The sequence below is a fragment of the Oribacterium asaccharolyticum ACB7 genome (assembly GCF_000238075.1).
Taxonomy (GTDB): Bacteria; Bacillota; Clostridia; order Lachnospirales; family Lachnospiraceae; genus Oribacterium; species Oribacterium asaccharolyticum.
In genome coordinates, this window is the sequence record NZ_JH414504.1 from 770832 (window position 1) to 788603 (window position 17772).

General features: G+C 44.2%; 14 protein-coding genes and 1 tRNA gene. 1 reads left to right on the plus strand and 14 read right to left on the minus strand.

Going from position 1 to position 17772, the window contains the following annotated elements:
- Window positions 1–36: 36 nt before the first annotated feature.
- The 11 genes from HMPREF9624_RS03510 to HMPREF9624_RS03560 all read right to left on the minus strand — a co-directional run bounded on the left by HMPREF9624_RS03510 (window position 37) and on the right by HMPREF9624_RS03560 (window position 12771).
- Window positions 37–357, minus strand: coding sequence for a hypothetical protein (locus tag HMPREF9624_RS03510; protein WP_009536560.1), 321 nt, complete (start codon window positions 355–357; stop codon window positions 37–39).
- A 23-nt stretch (window positions 358–380) separates the two neighbouring features.
- Window positions 381–863 carry a VanZ family protein gene (locus tag HMPREF9624_RS03515; protein ID WP_009536561.1) on the minus strand — a complete coding sequence of 161 codons (483 nt, stop codon included), beginning with the start codon at window positions 861–863 and terminating at the stop codon, window positions 381–383.
- A 12-nt stretch (window positions 864–875) separates the two neighbouring features.
- Entirely contained in the window at window positions 876–1025 is a 150-nt protein-coding gene (locus HMPREF9624_RS11860) for a hypothetical protein (RefSeq protein WP_009536562.1), read from the minus strand.
- Window positions 1009–1737: a GNAT family N-acetyltransferase gene (locus HMPREF9624_RS03525; RefSeq protein ID WP_009536563.1), complete on the minus strand. Its 729-nt coding sequence runs from the start codon at window positions 1735–1737 to the stop codon at window positions 1009–1011. The genes HMPREF9624_RS11860 and HMPREF9624_RS03525 overlap by 17 nt, the downstream gene beginning before the upstream one ends.
- A 10-nt stretch (window positions 1738–1747) precedes the next feature.
- Window positions 1748–4201, minus strand: a complete 2454-nt coding sequence (locus tag HMPREF9624_RS03530; protein ID WP_009428364.1) for a glycogen/starch/alpha-glucan phosphorylase — start codon at window positions 4199–4201, stop codon at window positions 1748–1750.
- Window positions 4202–4234: 33 nt separating this feature from the next.
- Entirely contained in the window at window positions 4235–7480 is a 3246-nt protein-coding gene (ileS, locus tag HMPREF9624_RS03535; RefSeq protein ID WP_009536564.1) for an isoleucine--tRNA ligase, read from the minus strand.
- 147 nt (window positions 7481–7627) lie between these two features.
- Window positions 7628–9070, minus strand: coding sequence for a nicotinate phosphoribosyltransferase (locus tag HMPREF9624_RS03540; RefSeq protein ID WP_009536565.1), 1443 nt, complete (start codon window positions 9068–9070; stop codon window positions 7628–7630).
- Window positions 9067–10434 carry an MATE family efflux transporter gene (locus tag HMPREF9624_RS03545; RefSeq protein ID WP_009536566.1) on the minus strand — a complete coding sequence of 456 codons (1368 nt, stop codon included), beginning with the start codon at window positions 10432–10434 and terminating at the stop codon, window positions 9067–9069. The genes HMPREF9624_RS03540 and HMPREF9624_RS03545 overlap by 4 nt, the downstream gene beginning before the upstream one ends.
- 13 nt (window positions 10435–10447) lie before the next feature.
- On the minus strand, window positions 10448–10945 hold the full coding sequence (locus tag HMPREF9624_RS03550) for a hypothetical protein (protein WP_009536567.1): 498 nt from the start codon (window positions 10943–10945) through the stop codon (window positions 10448–10450).
- A gap of 102 nt (window positions 10946–11047) precedes the next feature.
- Window positions 11048–11980, minus strand: coding sequence for a LysR family transcriptional regulator (locus HMPREF9624_RS03555; RefSeq protein ID WP_009428013.1), 933 nt, complete (start codon window positions 11978–11980; stop codon window positions 11048–11050).
- Window positions 11977–12771: a cell wall-binding protein gene (locus tag HMPREF9624_RS03560; protein WP_009428664.1), complete on the minus strand. Its 795-nt coding sequence runs from the start codon at window positions 12769–12771 to the stop codon at window positions 11977–11979. The genes HMPREF9624_RS03555 and HMPREF9624_RS03560 overlap by 4 nt, the downstream gene beginning before the upstream one ends.
- Window positions 12772–12980: 209 nt before the next feature.
- Between HMPREF9624_RS03560 and nagB the strand changes: the two genes are divergently transcribed.
- Window positions 12981–13718 (plus strand): glucosamine-6-phosphate deaminase, encoded by a 738-nt coding sequence (nagB, locus tag HMPREF9624_RS03565; RefSeq protein WP_009536568.1) that lies wholly within the window; start codon window positions 12981–12983, stop codon window positions 13716–13718.
- A 411-nt stretch (window positions 13719–14129) separates the two neighbouring features.
- On the opposite strand, the gene HMPREF9624_RS03570 is transcribed toward nagB, so the two are convergent.
- The 3 genes from HMPREF9624_RS03570 to pckA all read right to left on the minus strand — a co-directional run bounded on the left by HMPREF9624_RS03570 (window position 14130) and on the right by pckA (window position 17697).
- Window positions 14130–14201: transfer RNA gene (locus HMPREF9624_RS03570), tRNA-Gln, on the minus strand.
- Between the two features lie 60 nt (window positions 14202–14261).
- On the minus strand, window positions 14262–15707 hold the full coding sequence (locus HMPREF9624_RS03575) for an LCP family protein (protein ID WP_009536569.1): 1446 nt from the start codon (window positions 15705–15707) through the stop codon (window positions 14262–14264).
- A gap of 385 nt (window positions 15708–16092) precedes the next feature.
- Window positions 16093–17697, minus strand: coding sequence for a phosphoenolpyruvate carboxykinase (ATP) (gene pckA / locus HMPREF9624_RS03580; protein WP_009536570.1), 1605 nt, complete (start codon window positions 17695–17697; stop codon window positions 16093–16095).
- Window positions 17698–17772: the final 75 nt, after the last annotated feature.

Below are 17772 nucleotides of genomic sequence, written 5' to 3' on the forward strand. Positions count from 1 at the left end.
ACAAGCCTTACAAAATCAATAGTTTTTCCGTAAGATTCATCTTCTCATTCCCAAAAAGAGAAAAAAAAGCCAGACAAAGAGTAACAAAACAGATAAGCCTACCGCTCCATAAAGCCATCTTTTTTCAAGAAACTCTCCTCTCTCAACAGGAAGTGCAAGGCGGAGAGAAAAGGCGGAAAAATTCACGGATAAAAGGGCCAGTGCCGCAACTGCCGGTCCCGCCTCTCCCTTTTTAAAAAAAGAATAAGCAAGACAAAATAAAAAAAGAAGGAGAGCCAATCCGGAAAGGATACAAGCCCCCACAGTCCCTCTAGCCAATTTCTTTCGTATGTAGGAATATCTTTTTTCCTTCTCCAAATGCTTTCCTCCCTACTCTCTTCTTATCTGAGATTCTTTTTTTCTCTTCTCTTACTTCTTCCCAACTGTACAAAGAGAAAGCAAAGATATCCCAATGCGGTCCCTAGCGTATTTAAAATGATATCATCCACATCACAGCTTCCCGCACGGAAAGCCAGCTGGAAAAATTCTACCGCAAAGGACAGAAGATATCCTGCCATAAGTGTATTGTACCAATATTTCCTACATCTCCCCGAAAAGGAAGGCAGTAAGAACCCCAAAGGAACGAAGCCGATGATATTGCCGAAAAGGTTCAAAAGAGCGTTTAACAAACCAATCTGTTTCCAATAAAACAGATATCTGTAAATTTCTCGAAAGGGATGCATATTATAACTGATATGATCCCTGTTCATCAATCCTCTTCCATTCAGTTCGGAAAAGAATAGAATGTAAAACAGGAGAAGGATATACATTGCAAAAAATGCAACGCCAAACCACCTGTTTCTGGTCATTTCTTTAGCACGCATAATCACTACTTCCTAAAACGTCAAATCTTCTTTCCTTTTTAAGAGAATAGCGCCTTCTACAATAGACAATATCCCGGTGACAAGTCCAATCGTAATCAAAATCACTCCCATGGCAATCGATGCCGCTCCCGCATTTCGCATGACCTTATATATTCTTTCCATCTCTTTTCCTCTTTCTTTCCCCCCTATAGTAGGAGAGCAGATCCTTTATTTGAAAACCCATCTTGGTATAAAGCCGCATTGCCGCTCTATTTCGGGAGTCCACCTGCAAAATCACCTTTTGATATACTCCGGCCTCTCCCCTGTCCAGGCAGTCACGAAGAATTTCTTCTCCTTTACCCTGTCCTCTGAATCTATTTTCTACCATAAGCCCGTAAAGGTAAAGCGTTTTTTCGTTATAGGGAGAAAAAAACACTTCTCCATAAGGATAACCCCGTCGTTCTCCCGGAAAAGCAATCGGTCGTTCCAAAGTTTTTTCCAGAAAATACTCTGTATAGATATAAGGAAAATGTAGAAAATGTTCATCCTTCTCTTTACGCATCAGGCGAATCTTCTTACCACGAAAATCATCATAAAGACATTCCATGCACATCGTAAAGAGTCCCTGTCCTCGCATGGAGGGATGTACAAAAGCCGTACACAGCAAAATGTCCTGTCCTTCTTCCTGCTCTCCGAGTTTATATCCCATCAAAAGAGCAAGATACTCTTCTTTGATTCCGCTTTCCTTTTTCTCTTCATTTCGAATGCTGTAAAAGAAATCATAGTCCAGACCGCTGTCATAATTGGTTCCGTCTTCTCGATTACAGAGGAGAATCAGGTCTTGAAAGGCCTGCTTCTCCTCTTCTTCCAATTCCAGCTGAAGCAATACTTCCATTCTTTCTTCCTTACAGAGTAATTTTATCCAGATGCCAAATATCTCTTACATATTCTTCTATCGTTCTGTCCGAAGAGAACTTTCCGGCATGGGACGTGTTCAAAATTGCCGCTTTAGCCCACCAGTCCCGATTTTGGAACTGCTTTACCGCTTCTTCCTGTGCCTTAATGTAAGAACGTAAATCTTTCAGGATGAAGTAGCGGTCAGCTACATCGGATTCCTTGGTGTTTAAGAGAGAATTATAAAGCGGTCTGAAGAGCTCCGGATCTTCAGGACTATAGAAGCCGTTTACCAGCTGCATCAGGACTCTTCTGATTTCCTGATCATTGTTAAAAATATCCATCGGGTTATAGCTTCGATTCTGTTCCAATTGAATCACTTCATCACTGCTCATCCCGAAAATAAAGGCATTTTCCGCACCGACTTCCTTAACAATTTCCACATTTGCCCCATCCATTGTCCCAATGGTCAAGGCACCGTTTAACATCAGCTTCATATTGGAGGTTCCGGAAGCTTCCTTCGACGCAGTGGAAATCTGCTCGGAGAAATCTGCTGCCGGAATAATCACTTCTGCAGAAGAAACCTTATAGTCCTCTACAAATACTACCTTAATCTTGTCTCTGATAGAAGCATCGTTGTTAATGACTTCCGCTACATTATTGATTAACTTAATCGTGAGTTTTGCCGTCTTATAGCCTGCAGCCGCCTTCGCTCCGAAGATAAAGGTATGCGGATAGAAATCCTTCTCCGGATGATCCTTAATCTGGTTATAAAGGTACATCACATGCAGAATATTCATAAGCTGTCTCTTATACTCATGAAGACGCTTAACCATGACATCAAAGATGGAGTCCACATTGAGCTTGATGCCGTTATGCTCAAAGACATAGCGCGCAAGTCTTTCCTTATTATGTCGTTTAATCGCCATAAATTCCGCTTGTGCCTTTTTATCTTCAGCATAGACTGCAAGTTTCTCAATTTGGGGTAAATCCGTAATCCATTGATCTCCGATTTTATTTGTAACCCACTCGGCAAGCTCCGGATTCGCATGGAGCAGCCATCTTCTTTGGGTAATTCCGTTGGTCTTATTGGAGAACTTCTCCGGATACATTTCATAGAAATCCTTCAACTCCTGTTTTTCCAGGATTTCCGTATGTAGCGCTGCCACACCGTTTACCGCATGGCCTCCGATAATGGCAAGATGGGCCATCTTAACCTGACCGTCATAGATAATAGCCATTTTGGCAATCTTAGCTTCTGCCCGGTCAGGATATTTTCTTCTGACTTCCTCACAAAAACGACGATTGATTTCTTCTACAATCTGGTAAATACGGGGAAGGAGCTTCGAGAACAGCTCAATCGGCCATTTCTCCAAGGCCTCCGCCATAATGGTATGGTTCGTATAAGCACAGGTCTTGACCGTTATCTCCCAAGCTTCATCCCAGCTTAACTGATAATCATCCATTAAAACACGCATCAGTTCCGCTACTGCTACCGTGGGATGCGTGTCATTTAACTGGAAGGCAACCTTTTCGGGCAGGTTCCTGACATCTCCGTTATGTTTTCTGGCGTAATATTCCACTGCGGTCTGAACCGATGCGGAGATAAAGAAATACTGCTGACGAAGTCTCAATTCCTTCCCGGCATAATGATTGTCGTTCGGGTACAGTACTTCCACGATATTCTTTGCCATATTGGCAGACTCTACCGCTTTTTGATAATTTCCCTTATCAAATTCGTCGAGACTGAAGGTTTCTTTCGCATTGGCATCCCAAACCCGAAGAGTGTCCACAATATGGTTATTGTAGCCAACCACAGGCGTATCATAAGGGATGGCCTCTACGGACTGATAGCCTTTCTGTATAAAACGAAGCCTTCCATCCGCCTCCTGTACGGTTTCTACCCAACCGCCGAAACGCACCTCCTTGGCAAGCTCGGCTCTGCGGATTTCAAAGGGATTTCCGTCCTTTAACCAGTCATCCGCCACTTCCTTCTGGTAGCCGTCTACAATCTGCTGCTTGAAGAAGCCGTACTTATACCGAATTCCGCAACCGCAAGCCCAATAGCCAAGAGTTGCAAGACTGTCTAAAAAGCAGGCAGCCAGTCTTCCGAGACCTCCGTTACCAAGAGCCCAGTCCGGCTCGGCGTCTTCCAGGGCGGACAAATTCAAACCGAGCTCCTCAAGCACTTCCTTGATTTCTTCATGTGCGGAAAGATTCAGGATATTGTTTCCGAGTGCTCTTCCCATCAAAAACTCCATGGAAAGATAGTAGACCCTCTTCCGATCTTCCTCTTCCGCACGCTTGGTTGTGAGAATCCAATCATCAATAATTTGATTCTGGATTGCTGCCGCTACTGCATGAAAAGCTTCTTTCTCATTTAATTCCGTAAGTTCTCGTCTGAAAAGCTTTCTGGCATTGTTTTCAATTTCCTTTTTCAACATGGCTTTATCAAACTTTTGCATTTTCCCTCCTTAGATTGTCCTCTACTCTTCGATCTATTTTTCTACGGAAAGGCTTAACTCTTCTCCATTGATATCCCAGTCCTTTACATAGCCCCTTAATTCCCCGAAACTAAGCGTATCTGCAAGAACAGTCTTGCAAAGCTCCTTCTCAAACTTCTGCATAAGAGAAATAAGCTTTTCATTGCCTTTTGCGGAAAGATGAATGCGATCCATAACCTCGAAGCCGGCTTCCTTTCTCATGGTTTGTACCTTGGAAATAATTTCTCTTAAGAAGCCCTCTTCCTTCAGCTCTTCACTTAAGTTCGTATCCAGTACCACGGTGTACTTTCCGTCTTCTTCCGTGATAAAGCCATCCTTCTTCGTGGACTCAATCAATAAATCCTCTCTGGAAAGCTCTACTGCAGTACCGTCCTTAGCTGTAAAGCGGATAGCCCCTTCTTCAAGAGCTTTAATTCCCGTCTTACTGTCCAGTTCTGTCAGGTAAGTACGGATTTCCTGCAAATGCTTGCCGTACTTCGGTCCTACCGTCTTTAACTGCGGCTTAAAAATATAGGCGGTAAAGTCAGATAAATCTTCCTTAAACTCAATGGCCTTTAAGTTCAGCTCTTCCCGCACAATGCTCTCATACTGTTTTTCCAGTGCCTTTCCACCGGAAATATACATTATGGAGAGCGGCTGACGGTTCTTAACCTGCGCCTTTTCCCTCGCTGCTCTTCCAAGCTTTACAAGAGCCAGCACTTCGTCCATATTTTCCTCCAAATCCTTGATGATGTAAGCAGGATTCGAAACAGGATAGGCACAGAGATGTACCGACTTCGGTGCCGATGCATCCACGGAGCAAACAAGGTTACGATAGATGGACTCCGTAATAAAGGGGACAAGCGGTGCCGCAAGCTTTGCAAAGGTAACAAGTGTTTCATAAAGCGTCATGTAGGCGTTGACCTTATCCTCTTCCATGCCTTTTGCCCAGAAACGCTCTCTGGAACGTCTTACATACCAGTTGGATAATTCATCACAGAATTCCTCAAGAGCATTGGCCGCCTCCGGAATCTTAAACTGTGCCAAATTGCTGTCTACCGTGGCAATCAAAGTATTCAACTTACTGAGAAGCCACTTATCCATCGGAGACAGACTCTCATAGTGCAAGCTGTATTTTGTCGGATCAAAATCATCAATATTGGCATATAAAACGAAGAAAGCATAGCTGTTCCAAAGGGTGGAAAGGAACTTTCTCTGTCCCTCCACCACGGCTCCGTCATGGAAACGGTTCGGAAGCCAGGGCGCAGAGTTCGTATAGAAGAACCAGCGAATCGCATCGGCACCGTGCTTCTGTAAAGCCTCCATCGGATCAACCGCATTGCCCTTCGATTTACTCATCTTCTGCCCGTTTTCGTCCTGCACATGGCCGAGAACCAGAACATTTTCAAAAGGTGCCTTATGGAAAAGTAAAGTAGACTCCGCAAGTAGGGAATAGAACCAACCTCTGGTCTGGTCTACCGCCTCACAAATAAACTGCGCCGGGAACTGGGACTCGAAGAGCTCCTTGTTTTCAAAGGGATAATGGTGCTGCGCGTAAGGCATGGCACCGCTGTCAAACCAGCAGTCGATGACTTCCGGTACTCTCTTCATCTTCTTTCCGCAGTGCGGGCAGGGAATAGTAAGCATATCCACGTAAGGCTTATGCAGTTCAATATGCTCATAGCCTACATAGTCGGAGGAATAGCCCTTATCCCCCTCCGCCTTTAGCTTATTTAAAACTTCCTGATAATTTTCCGCTCTTTCCCGTAATTCGGAAATCGAGCCGACTGCGTCCTGGTGTCCGCAGCTTTCGCACTCCCAGATATTTAACGGAGTTCCCCAGTAACGGTCACGGGAAAGACTCCAGTCCTGTACGTTCTCAATCCAGTCGCCGAATCTTCCCTTTCCGATAGACTCCGGAATCCAGTTTACCGTATTGTTATTGGCTACCAATTCGTCTTTTACCGCGGACATCTTGATAAACCAGCTCTCTCTTGCATAGTAAATAAGCGGTGTTCCGCAACGCCAGCAATGCGGATAGCTGTGTGTCATCTTCGGCGCATCAAAAAGCAGACCTCTCTTATCCAGATCTTTTAAAACCTCCGGATCGGCACTGATTGCGCCTTCCATAACTTCCTTCTCCGTCGGCTTACAACGCATACCGAAGAAAGGCGTTTCCTCCGTGAGCTTTCCTTCACTGTCCACGAACTTCACAAGAGCGAGATCGTTCTCTCTTCCGATACGGCCGTCGTCTTCACCGAAGGCAGGAGCAATATGCACGATACCGGTACCGTCATCTGCACTGACATAGTAGTCGGAAACCACAACGCAGGCTTTCTTATGCTGCTTCTCCGCTTCCTTCTCCGCACCGGCGTACAGAGGCTCATAGCTAAGGCCAACAAGGTCCTTACCCTTACAGGTTTCCAAAACGGAGTAGGCTTCTTCGCCCTCCTTCGCAAGGCCGGAAAGCACTGCATCAAGACGTGCTACGGCAAGGATATAGAGATTCCCGTCCGAAGCCTTGACCTTCGCATAGTCAAGATCCGGATGCACGCAAAGCGCTACATTGGAAGGAAGGGTCCAAGGCGTAGTTGTCCAAGCGAGGAAATAGCCCTCTTCACCCTTGATTTTGAAGCGAACTACAGCGGAACGCTCTGTAAGCTCCTTATACCCCTGCGCTACCTCATGGGAGGAAAGCGGGGTTCCGCAACGGGGACAGTAGGGCACAACCTTAAAGCCCTTGTACAAGAGCTTCTTCTTCCAAATCTCCTTTAAGGCCCACCACTCCGACTCGATAAAGTCGTCATGATAGGTTACATAAGGGTCTTCCATATCTGCCCAGAAGCCTACCTTGTAGGAGAAATCCTCCCACATGCCCTTGTACTTCCAAACATTTTTCTTACATAAATCAATGAAAGGCGCTACACCGTAAGCCTCAATCTGCTCTTTCCCGTTGATGCCGATTTCCTTCTCGATTTCCAACTCTACCGGAAGACCGTGAGTATCCCAACCGGCTTTTCTCGGAACCATATTTCCTTTCATGGCATGGTAACGGGGAATCATGTCCTTAAATGCTCTGGTCTCCACATGACCGATATGCGGTTTTCCGTTTGCGGTAGGAGGGCCGTCATAGAAAACATAAGACTGATCGCCCTTATGCTCCTCAATGGATTTTTTGAAAATATCTTCCCTTTTCCAAAACTCCTCGACTTCCCTCTCTCTTTCCACAAAATTCATATTGGTATCTACTTTTTTAAACATGATTCACTCCTTCATTCAGCATTATCCGTCCTATTATAATAATTCGGGAAAAAGAAAGCAAGAAATCCAAGCGCACAATCCACTGCAGAAAATACAGCAGTACAGGAATACAGCAGTGTAGGAAAGATTGGCACTTCTCCGGACTGCCTATCTATACTCTTCCAAAAGCTTAATTTTCATCTCGTAGAGCTTATCCGATAAATCCACATGGACATTATGCGGATTTTTCAAACGCTTACACTCATCCCAGAGTCTGTCCAGCTCTCTCTTTGCATGCTCGGTAATTTCCTCCACGCTCGGACATGTGTAAACAAGCTTTCCGCCTTCAAAAATAGGCTGAAGCAGAGGCTCCATCGTATAGCTTCCGCCTTCCAAGGTACTCTTCTTCCAGGTTTCCACCGGATCAAAAAGAGTCAGGTCTTCTTCTTCGGAAAATACCTCGTCAGCAAGACAGATATAATCTGCAAAGACCTTTCCGCTCTCCTTCTGCACGATACGATAAACCTGCTTATCTCCCGGATTCGTAATCTTCTCGGAATTCTCGGAGAGCTTAATTTTCGGAATCCACTTTCCGTTCTCTCCCATAATCGCCGCAAGCTTATAGACTCCGCCAAAGCTGGGCTGATTTTCAGAGGTAATGAGCTTTGTTCCGACTCCCCAGGAATTGATTGTTGCTCCTTGCAATTTCAAGGAGCTGATTAAGTCTTCATCGAGATCATTGGACGCGGAAATCACGGCTTCCGTATATCCCGCCTCATCCAGCATCTTCTTCGCCTTCTTGGAAAGGTAAGCCAAGTCCCCCGAGTCCATCCGGATTCCGTAGCGCTTTAGTTTGATTCCCTCCGCCTTCAAGGTATCAAAGCAACGAATCGCATTTTTTACACCGCTCTTTAAGGTGTCATAAGTATCGACCAACAGAATACAACTTTCCGGATAAAGTCTTCCATAGGTGATAAAAGCCTCCAATTCCGTCGGGAAAGACATAATCCAGGAATGCGCATGCGTTCCCATAACCGGAACGCCGAATTTCTTTCCGGCAAAAACATTGGAAGTGCCTATGCATCCTGCAATAATCGCCGCCCTTGCCCCGTAAATTCCCGCATCAGGTCCCTGGGCCCTTCGAAGTCCGAATTCCATGACCGAGTCTCCCGCTGCGGCATGTACAACCCGGCTTGCCTTTGTCGCAATAAGGGACTGGTGATTAATGATATTCAGTAATGCACTTTCTATCAGTTGGGCTTCAATAACCGGTGCAATCACCTTTACAAGAGGTTCTCTCGGAAATACTGCCGTTCCTTCCGGAATGGCATAAATGTCTCCCGTAAAATGGAATCCTCGAAGGTAGTCAATAAAATCTTCGTCGAAAATCTTCAGGCTTCTTAAATAATCGATATCCTCTTCATTAAAGTTAAGATTTCGAATATATTCCACTACCTGCTCCAGACCACAGCAGATAGAGAAGCCGTTTCCACAAGGATTCTTTCGGTAATACATGTCGAAAATCACCCTATCCTGTGATTTTCCGCTCTTAAAATAACCCTGCATCATCGTCAGTTCATAAAAGTCCGTTAATAAGGTTAAATTTCTCATACTACTCCTTCTTCATTGGTAGCGGGAAAAGTATTCCGTACCTTTTTGTATAAAACCCAAAGGCAACTTAAGGTAATCACCCAAGTCACCGGATAACTGAAATAAAGCTGCTTTAGTCCGTGAAAGGCCGAAAGCGGAAAAAGCACCAAGACATAAAAAACCCTGGTACAACAGATTCCGATCAAACTGATAATCATCGGTTGAAAACTGTAGCCGAAACCTCTCAAGCCCCCCACCAGAACATCCATCAGACCAAAAAGGCAGTAGGGGCAAATAATAATAAACATTCTCTCCTGCGCATAACGCACCACCTCTTCCGAATTGGTAAAAAGCTCTGCCAGACTTTTAGAAAATAAAAGAACCAGGATATTACTGATTACAGCAATCATCCCCAGAGCCAAAACACAGTTCCTTAAGATGTCATTGATTCTCTTATACTGTTTTGCACCCAGATTTTGGCTGGTAAAAGAAAGCATTCCTTGTGACACGGAATTCATGGCAATGTAAACAAAACCTTCAATATTTCCGGCAACAGTGGCTCCCGCCATAGCCGTGGAACCGAAAGAGTTCAAAGCAGACTGAATACTCAAGTTGGAAATGGAAAAAAGCATTCCCTGCACGCCGGCGGGAATTCCCAGCTGAAAGATTCTATATAGTTTTTTCGGATAAATGCGAAGGTGATGTAACGGCAGCTTCAATGCTCCCTCTTCCTTTAAAAGAAGAACGAAGAGGACTATAGAAGAAAAGGTCTCGGAGATACTGGTTGCAATCGCCACGCCTCTTACCCCTAAACCAAGTTCTATCACAAAAAAAAGATTCAAAAGAACATTGATTACTCCCGCTACAATTTGTGTGTAAAGAGGTCTTTTCGTATCTCCGACCGCCCGAAAAATAGCCGCAAGGAAATCATATAGAATCAAAAAAGGAACTCCAAAGAAATAATAGCGAAGATAAGTCTCCGCATCCTGAAACACATCCTCAGGGATGGCAATCAGGATAAGCATGGGGCGTATAATGCAATTTCCCAGAAAGAAAACAAGAATTCCCGATACGATTGCCGCACAGAACGCCGTAGATAATACTTCTTCCGTGTCTTTCTGCTTTCCGGCACCGATGCTTTGCGCTATGCAAACATTGACGCCCATGGCAAGACCCAAAAAAAGATTCACCAGCAGATACACAACCGTTCCGGTAGAACCAACAGCCGCCATCGCCTTATGTCCGACAAAGCGCCCTACTACAATGACGTCCGCCGAATTAAAGAGAAGCTGCAACATCCCGGTGAGCATAAGAGGAAAGCTGAAACTCAAGATTTTAGGGAAAATACTTCCCTTCGTCATATCGATTTCATAGCTCTTTTTCATTTCTCCTCCATTTTTATAAATTCAAATTCTGTAAAGCTTCACAAAGCTCCCCGGCCTCATCTCCGATGAGAAGGTGAACTTCGTCCTTACTGGGACGTACAACGCCGGGAAAACCCGCCATACGAAGAGTATTCTCCTGAACCAGGGCATATTCTTTTATCTTGACTTTCAGCTTCTTTGCATCAAAACGTACTGACAGGATATTTTCTTTGCCGCCGAGTCCTTCTATCAAAAGAGATACCAGCTTATGCAAGTCCTGTTTTTCCATACTGATATGATACCGGTCCTTTTCCTCAATATGATACTGTAAGGCTTCTTTCTGCCTTCTTTTCCGTATCACGCTTCTTATAAAAAGAAGGAATAGAAGCAGAAGAATAAACAACGCAAGCAGTACAATTTCTTCTCTTCCGCCACTAATCTTCGAAAGTTTCTCCAGCATTTGATCGAGAAAAGGAATATTGGTCCTCCATTGCAAGAGGATAAGCATCGGTACAATAAAATCCAAAGTCATAATTCTCCAATCCTAAATTTTTTTTAGAAAATCGTCTGTGCAAAAAAAGAATGCCCGTTATCAAGAAGCTAACGCAAGTTTTGCAAACGATAGCTCTAAAATTTACATTCCGGCACTGATGGGACCGGACTGTTGCCCCTCATATTGTTTCAGTTCTTCCACATACTTCTTTCCAAGCTCCGAAAGACGCATTTTTTTATGTTTGATGTACCCAATCCGCATACTCTCCTTGGTATCCAGGGGAATTGCAATATACTCCGGTCCGTTCAGTTCCTGGCAAATGATGCCGGAGCAAAGCGTGTAGCCGTTTAATCCTACCATCAGATTTAAAATGGTAGCACGATCATTGACCTTGATTAACTTTTTATAGGAATAGGTGCTGAGTACCTCTTCCGCAAAGTAGAAGGAATTCCGCTCTCCCTGGTCAAAACTGCAACAAGGGTAATCCATCAGGTCTTCCATCTGAATTAAATTTTTCTTGGCCAACGGATTCGATTTTGCCATAAAAACATAGATATTACAGGAGAAAAGAGGGACAAACTCCAACTCTCCCTCTCGTAAAATCTTTCCTATCACATTTTCATTAAAATCGTTTTGATAAATGATTCCCAGCTCACTGATTTGCTTGCGCACATTCTCTATGACATCGATGGTTCTTCCCTCAAAAATAGAGAATTCATAGAGATTGTCTTTTTCGTACTGTCTTAGAAGATGAATAAATGCTTCCACGGCAAAGGTATAATGCTGCATGGAAACACCGAATTTCTGTTTATAAGGCGTTCCGGTCAAATACTTGTCTTCCATCAGCTGGTACTGCTCGGAAACCTGACGGGCATAGCCCAAAAATTCCTCTCCCTCCGGTGTTGCCACAATGCCTCTGTTGGAACGTGAAAATATGTCGATTCCCGTTTCCTTCTCAACCGTCTTAATCGTAGCACTCAAACTGGGCTGTGTAATATACAGTCGTTTTGCCGCCTCATTAATGGAGCCGGAATCGGCTACCGCAATAATCTGCCGAAGCTGCTGTAAAGTCATCGTTTTTCACCCACAACATAAGTAATCAATCCTGCCGGATCAATAAGAACCTGTTTTCCGCTAAGATAATGGTGTTGCATAAAATCCATGGTCTGCATCAATTTCAATTCTTCCCCGTCATAATACTCCAGCACGGCATTCCTGTGAAAACCTGCATCTCCCTCATAAAGCAATTCGGAAGTTTTCGAATCGTAAAGACTCATCTTCTTAAAAATAACAAAAGGATAGCCATTTCCGTTTTCCATGACAAGCTGACTCGGACTGTCAAAAACCGCACGGGCATCCGGATGTTCCATTAAAACCTTGATGTATCTTGCCGTTTTTTCATTTAACTCCTCTGTCGGTTTTCCTTTCAGAAGATAGGATCCGTTTCCGGAAAGTTTCCACCCGTCCGGAGTTTCCGTATTCGTAAGGACTGCTCCATCCTCTCCTACATAGAAGTTTCCGACCCATTGTTTCTCGGCCATTCCTCCGTCCGCATTCAGAAAATACCACTTTCCCTTCCAAGACGCCCAACCGGTCTGCATTTGTCCGTCTACAATATAATACCAGCGTCCGGAATCTTCCGACCGAATCCAGCCCGTATAATGCTCTTCTTCCGTAGAGGGATAATAATACCAACTGCCCTCACGATTCACCCAGCCTTCCGCAGCTTTTACGGAAACTCCCGATGCCAAAGAAAAAACACCGATTGTAAAACAGAGCAGAAGAGCTGAAACAAAACCCTTGCCATGCTCTGCAAATCGATTCTTTTTCTCTATACCGTTTTGGTTTTTCTTATCTTTAAACACGCCTTAACCCTCCCATAAAAGTTTGTCCTATAGTATACCATAAAATCTCTCTTTTACCATCTTTCGTCTTCTTGTACTTTTTCTTGCATTTTGCTACGATATACGAGAAAACGAAGCGTATTGAAAGCATCTACATATCCATAAATCCTTCCGTCGGAACATCCGATTGGAATTCTAAAACAGAGACTCTATCAGCAGGAGGAAAGAACATGATTCAGATTGTAAAAGTGAAGGATTACGCTACTTTAAGCAAAAAGGCAGCCATGTACATTGCTGCGGAAATTGTCCAAAGAGAAAAACCCGTGCTGGGGCTCGCTACAGGCTCTACCCCGGTGGGAACCTATCAGGTGTTGCGAGAAATGTACCAGGAAGGAAAGTTGGACTTTACTGCCGTTCGCTCCGTTAATCTGGATGAATACAGGGGTCTGGCTCCAGAGGATAGTCACAGCTATCGTTATTTTATGAATCAAGAACTGTTTCATCATGTCAATATTGCCAAGGAAAATACGCATGTACCGGACGGCAGTCTAAGCGATGCCCAAGAAGCCTGTGAGAGCTATGAAAGACTGATTGAAAGTCTCGGCGGAATTCATCTGCAGATTTTAGGTCTGGGACATGACGGCCACATCGGGTTCAATGAGCCGAGTGATTCTTTCCCCGCAAAAACACATTGCGTGCAGCTCACTGAAGAAACCATCTCAGCCAATCAACGTTTCTTTAATTCTAAGGATGAGGTACCGAGAGAAGCCTACACGATGGGAATCGGAACCATCATGCAAGCAGAGAAAATCCTTCTTTTGGTATCCGGCAGAGACAAAGCCGCTATTTTGAAAAAGGTTTTGGAAGGTCCGGTCAGTCCGGAAGTTCCGGCTTCCATCCTGCAATTCCACAAAAATGTTATTTTAATTGCAGACGAGGACGCCCTTTCCAAATGCAGTTCCGTTTAAATAGACGCTTATTCATATCGAAAAAGAGCTGTGGCGACCGCCGCAGCTCTTTTTCGGAAATAGAAAGGAAGCATCGCCTAATAAATAGTGACTGAAATTTTGCTTTAAAGCACCTTTATTACAGGCCTTCTCGCTTCTTCTTGCTCTTATTATAACACGATTCCCATCCTTATCTAATTGGAGGATTTAAGAGACTCGATTGATTCAATTTATCTCTTATACTATTTTTTTAATATTTTTAAGTTTATCCGAAAGCTTCCCCATTTCCAACACTTTCCATAGAACAGTTTATTGGAAAACGAGATCTCGCACGCTTCGTGCACAATAAGCCCATTATGAGCAAGATGCCTCAGGCTTCGCCTGCACCACTTGTTATGCATAAAAAAAGACTCCACACACGGGAGTCGTTAGCAGGGCTACAAGGATTCGAACCTTGAAATGACGGAGTCAGAGTCCGTTGCCTTACCGTTTGGCGATAGCCCTATAGGTTTGAGTCACCTAAAAAAGGCGACTCAGATATAGTACATAATGTCTTTAGAAATGTCAAGGATTTTCTGCATTTTCCTCAGAAGACTCTATGGTTTTTTTCCCGATATCTCCTGCCGGACCCAAAGAATTCTCTTCCGTTAATTTTTCCTCCTCATTCTCTGTTTCTTTTTCCACTTCTTTTTTCACTTCGATAGAAGATTCCTCCGTCTCGGAAGGCTTTTTTTCCGTTTCGCTCTTATGCTCTTCCTTCTTCTCCTCTGTCTCGGACTTGGAAGATTTTTCCTCTTTCTTAGTGGTTTTTTCTTCTTGCTTTTTATCCTTTTTTCGAACCGTTCCTCCACCCGTTCCTGCTTCTTCCGCATTTTCCAAAGGCTTCGTCACACCGGAAACTTCCGCAATATGGTCGCTTATTTTCTTTACCGTTGCAGAGGGATGATAATGTTCCTCTCCGTAAAGGAACTGATGAAGCTCGATGACATTGCTTTCCAATGTAGCCGGAATAACCACATCCATTTTCTTAATCTTCATCGTCGTTCTTGCAAAAGGAAAGCCTGTCGTTTCTCCGAGATGCAATCTTCCAAGCTGTGAAGCCAAATCCGTAAAATCCGCCATATTCATACTGGTGGATATTTCCGGTAAAACCTGTGTCGCTACAGAGATCATCTTCACGGGTCCCGCCTTTTTGGCCTTTTCCATGGCAAGGCTCAGAACTTTTCTCTGCCGGGCCGTTCTGTTAAAATCCGTATCCATTAAGCGAAGTCTTCCATAGGCCACCGCCTGTATGCCATCCAAATGATTCAACCCCGCATGTTCCAAATGTACGGAAGGAATACCGGTGGATTCCACCGTTTCCGTAATAAAAGCATTGATATAGTAGAATTCGGCGTCGGACAAATCCAAGTCCACCCCTCCGAGTGCGGAAATCCCCTTCGCTACGGCAGCCCAGTTAAAACTTACATAATCATCAATGGAAATATCCAGATTCCGTTCTAATGCTTTGATTGCCTGTTTATGCCCGCCTAAAAAATAAGCTTCATTCATCTTATGATATTTGCCGTTTCCGTCTACTTCCGAATAAGTATCTCGAAAAACGGAGGTCAGCTTGATTTCTCCGCTTCTTTTATTGATGCTCGCAAGCATGATGACATCCGATAACGCACCCGCTTCCTTATTTCCGTCGCGGCTATCCAATCCGAAGATTGCAATCGTACGATATTGTTTTCCGATGTAAGGAGAAAGAAAGCGCCAAAGGAAAAAAATGCCGACCAGTAACAGGCAAAGAAAGAAGACGCCCTTCAAAGGGTTCTTTCTCTTCCTCTTTCCTCTTCTTGCAGCTCGATATCCTTCCTCTTGTTTATCAGTCTCCTGCCCTCTGTATTCCCTCGCATCGCTTTCTCTTCGCGTTTCACTTCTCCTAATCGGAATGTCCAAATTTGAAAAATCTTCTTTTTCTCTGCTAAAACTGCGACTCCTGGCTGTACGTCTTTTTCTACTGTCCAATTTTTCCCCTCCAAACTGATTCTTTCTGCATTATAGCAAAGCTTCTCTTCTCGGGAAAGCCGCCTTAAGAATATCTACAAGTTTTTGCAAGGAATTCCTCGTGTTCTTCCTCCTTGTTATGCGAGATACCATAAACGCTCAGCACGATGCTCGTTAAGAATCAAAATAGTTTTCTAAACAATATAGGTCTAAATTTGGGGCACGCTCTCGCTAGCTTCGCCACGTAGCGGATACTAAGCGAAAAACTTCGATTCTCTTGTTTTTCGCAAGTACCGACGGGCTCAGACTACCCCTCATTTAGACCTATATTGTCGAAAATCTATTTATTATTTTGATTTTTTACAGCCCATTTCTTGTACGTATCGTAATATGTTCTACTACTTCATTAGCATTTCGGGCCGGCATTCTTTAAGCTCTTGCCAAGCTCGGTATTCTCATACTTCTTAAAGTTCTTCACAAATCTTCCTGCAAGATCCTTTGCCTTATCTTCCCATTCCTTAACATTGCTGTAGGTATCTCTGGGATCCAAAATCTTCGGATCTACACCGGGAAGCGCTGTCGGAACTTCGAAATCGAAGAACGGGATGGTCTTGGTCTCCGCCTTTACTACGTCTCCGTTTAAGATAGCATCAATGATTCCTCTGGTATCCTTAATGGAAATTCTCTTTCCGGAACCGTTCCAGCCTGTATTTACAAGGTATGCCTTAGCACCGGTCTTCTTCATCTTCTTAACGAGCTCCTCGGCATACTTTGTGGGAGGAAGCTCGAGGAATGCCTGTCCGAAGCAAGCGGAGAAGGTCGGAGTCGGCTCGGTAATGCCTCTCTCTGTTCCGGCAAGCTTTGCTGTAAATCCGGAAAGGAAGTAATACTCTGTCTGCTCCGGAGTAAGGATAGAAATCGGAGGCAGAACACCGAAAGCATCTGCAGAAAGGAAAATAACGTTTTCCGCATCGGGAGCTGCAGAAATCGGACGTACAATCTTCTCAATATGATTAATCGGATACGATACACGAGTATTCTCCGTTGTGCTTCCGTCCTTAAAATCAATTTTTCCGTTTGCATCTACCGTAACATTCTCAAGAAGTGCATCTCTTCTGATGGCATTGTAGATATCCGGCTCGGAATCCTTATCCAAGTCAATAACCTTCGCGTAGCATCCGCCTTCAAAGTTGAATACTCCGTTATCATCCCAACCGTGCTCGTCATCACCGATTAAAAGTCTCTTCGGATCGGTGGAAAGCGTTGTCTTTCCTGTTCCGGAAAGGCCGAAGAAAATAGCGGTATGCTTTCCGTCCAAATCGGTATTGGCAGAGCAGTGCATGGAAGCAATGCCCTTAAGCGGCAGATAGTAGTTCATCATGGAGAACATACCCTTCTTCATTTCTCCGCCGTACCAGGTATTAAGGATAATCTGCTCCTTACTTGTGATATTGAACATTACGGCAGTCTCGGAGTGCAGTCCCAGTTCCTTATAGTTTTCTACCTTAGCCTTGGACGCATTATATACGATAAAGTCCGGCTCAAAGTTCTCTAATTCCTCTTTGGACGGCTTAATGAACATATTGGTCACAAAGTGTGCCTGCCAAGCCACCTCCACGATGAAACGAACAGCCATTCTGGTATCTTTGTTTGCACCGCAGAAAGCATCCACTACGAAAAGACGCTTATTGGAAAGTTCCTTCTTAGCGAGCTCTTTACAGCATGCCCATGCCTCTTCCGAAGCCGGGTGGTTATCATTCGGATATTCTTCACTGGTCCACCAAACGGTGTCCTTGGAATTTTTATCCATAACGATATATTTATCCTTGGGAGAACGTCCGGTATAAATTCCGGTCATGACATTTACAGCACCTAACTCACTGACTCTACCCTTCTCATAACCGACTAAAGACTCTGCAGTCTCCTCTTTAAACAGTGTTTCATAAGAGGGATTATGTACAATTTCCGTCGTTCCTGTAATGCCATATTGTGTTAAATCCAAATTTGCCATAGTGGTCTCCTTCTCACTCTTTTGAAATTTTCAAGCCCTCGTATGAAAATAAATACAAAGCTTAATGATTTTATT

What these genes read in the sequence shown, in the direction of transcription:
- HMPREF9624_RS03545 (WP_009536566.1), bottom strand. Translation starts at nt 10,434, where the DNA reads ATGAAAAAGAGCTATGAAATCGATATGACGAAGGGAAGTATTTTCCCT.
- HMPREF9624_RS03550 (WP_009536567.1), bottom strand. Translation starts at nt 10,945, where the DNA reads ATGACTTTGGATTTTATTGTACCGATGCTTATCCTCTTGCAATGGAGG.
- HMPREF9624_RS03530 (WP_009428364.1), bottom strand. Translation starts at nt 4,201, where the DNA reads ATGCAAAAGTTTGATAAAGCCATGTTGAAAAAGGAAATTGAAAACAAT.
- HMPREF9624_RS03540 (WP_009536565.1), bottom strand. Translation starts at nt 9,070, where the DNA reads ATGAGAAATTTAACCTTATTAACGGACTTTTATGAACTGACGATGATG.
- ileS (WP_009536564.1), bottom strand. Translation starts at nt 7,480, where the DNA reads ATGTTTAAAAAAGTAGATACCAATATGAATTTTGTGGAAAGAGAGAGG.
- pckA (WP_009536570.1), bottom strand. Translation starts at nt 17,697, where the DNA reads ATGGCAAATTTGGATTTAACACAATATGGCATTACAGGAACGACGGAA.
- HMPREF9624_RS03525 (WP_009536563.1), bottom strand. Translation starts at nt 1,737, where the DNA reads ATGGAAGTATTGCTTCAGCTGGAATTGGAAGAAGAGGAGAAGCAGGCC.
- HMPREF9624_RS11860 (WP_009536562.1), bottom strand. Translation starts at nt 1,025, where the DNA reads ATGGAAAGAATATATAAGGTCATGCGAAATGCGGGAGCGGCATCGATT.
- HMPREF9624_RS03515 (WP_009536561.1), bottom strand. Translation starts at nt 863, where the DNA reads ATGCGTGCTAAAGAAATGACCAGAAACAGGTGGTTTGGCGTTGCATTT.
- nagB (WP_009536568.1), top strand. Translation starts at nt 12,981, where the DNA reads ATGATTCAGATTGTAAAAGTGAAGGATTACGCTACTTTAAGCAAAAAG.
- HMPREF9624_RS03555 (WP_009428013.1), bottom strand. Translation starts at nt 11,980, where the DNA reads ATGACTTTACAGCAGCTTCGGCAGATTATTGCGGTAGCCGATTCCGGC.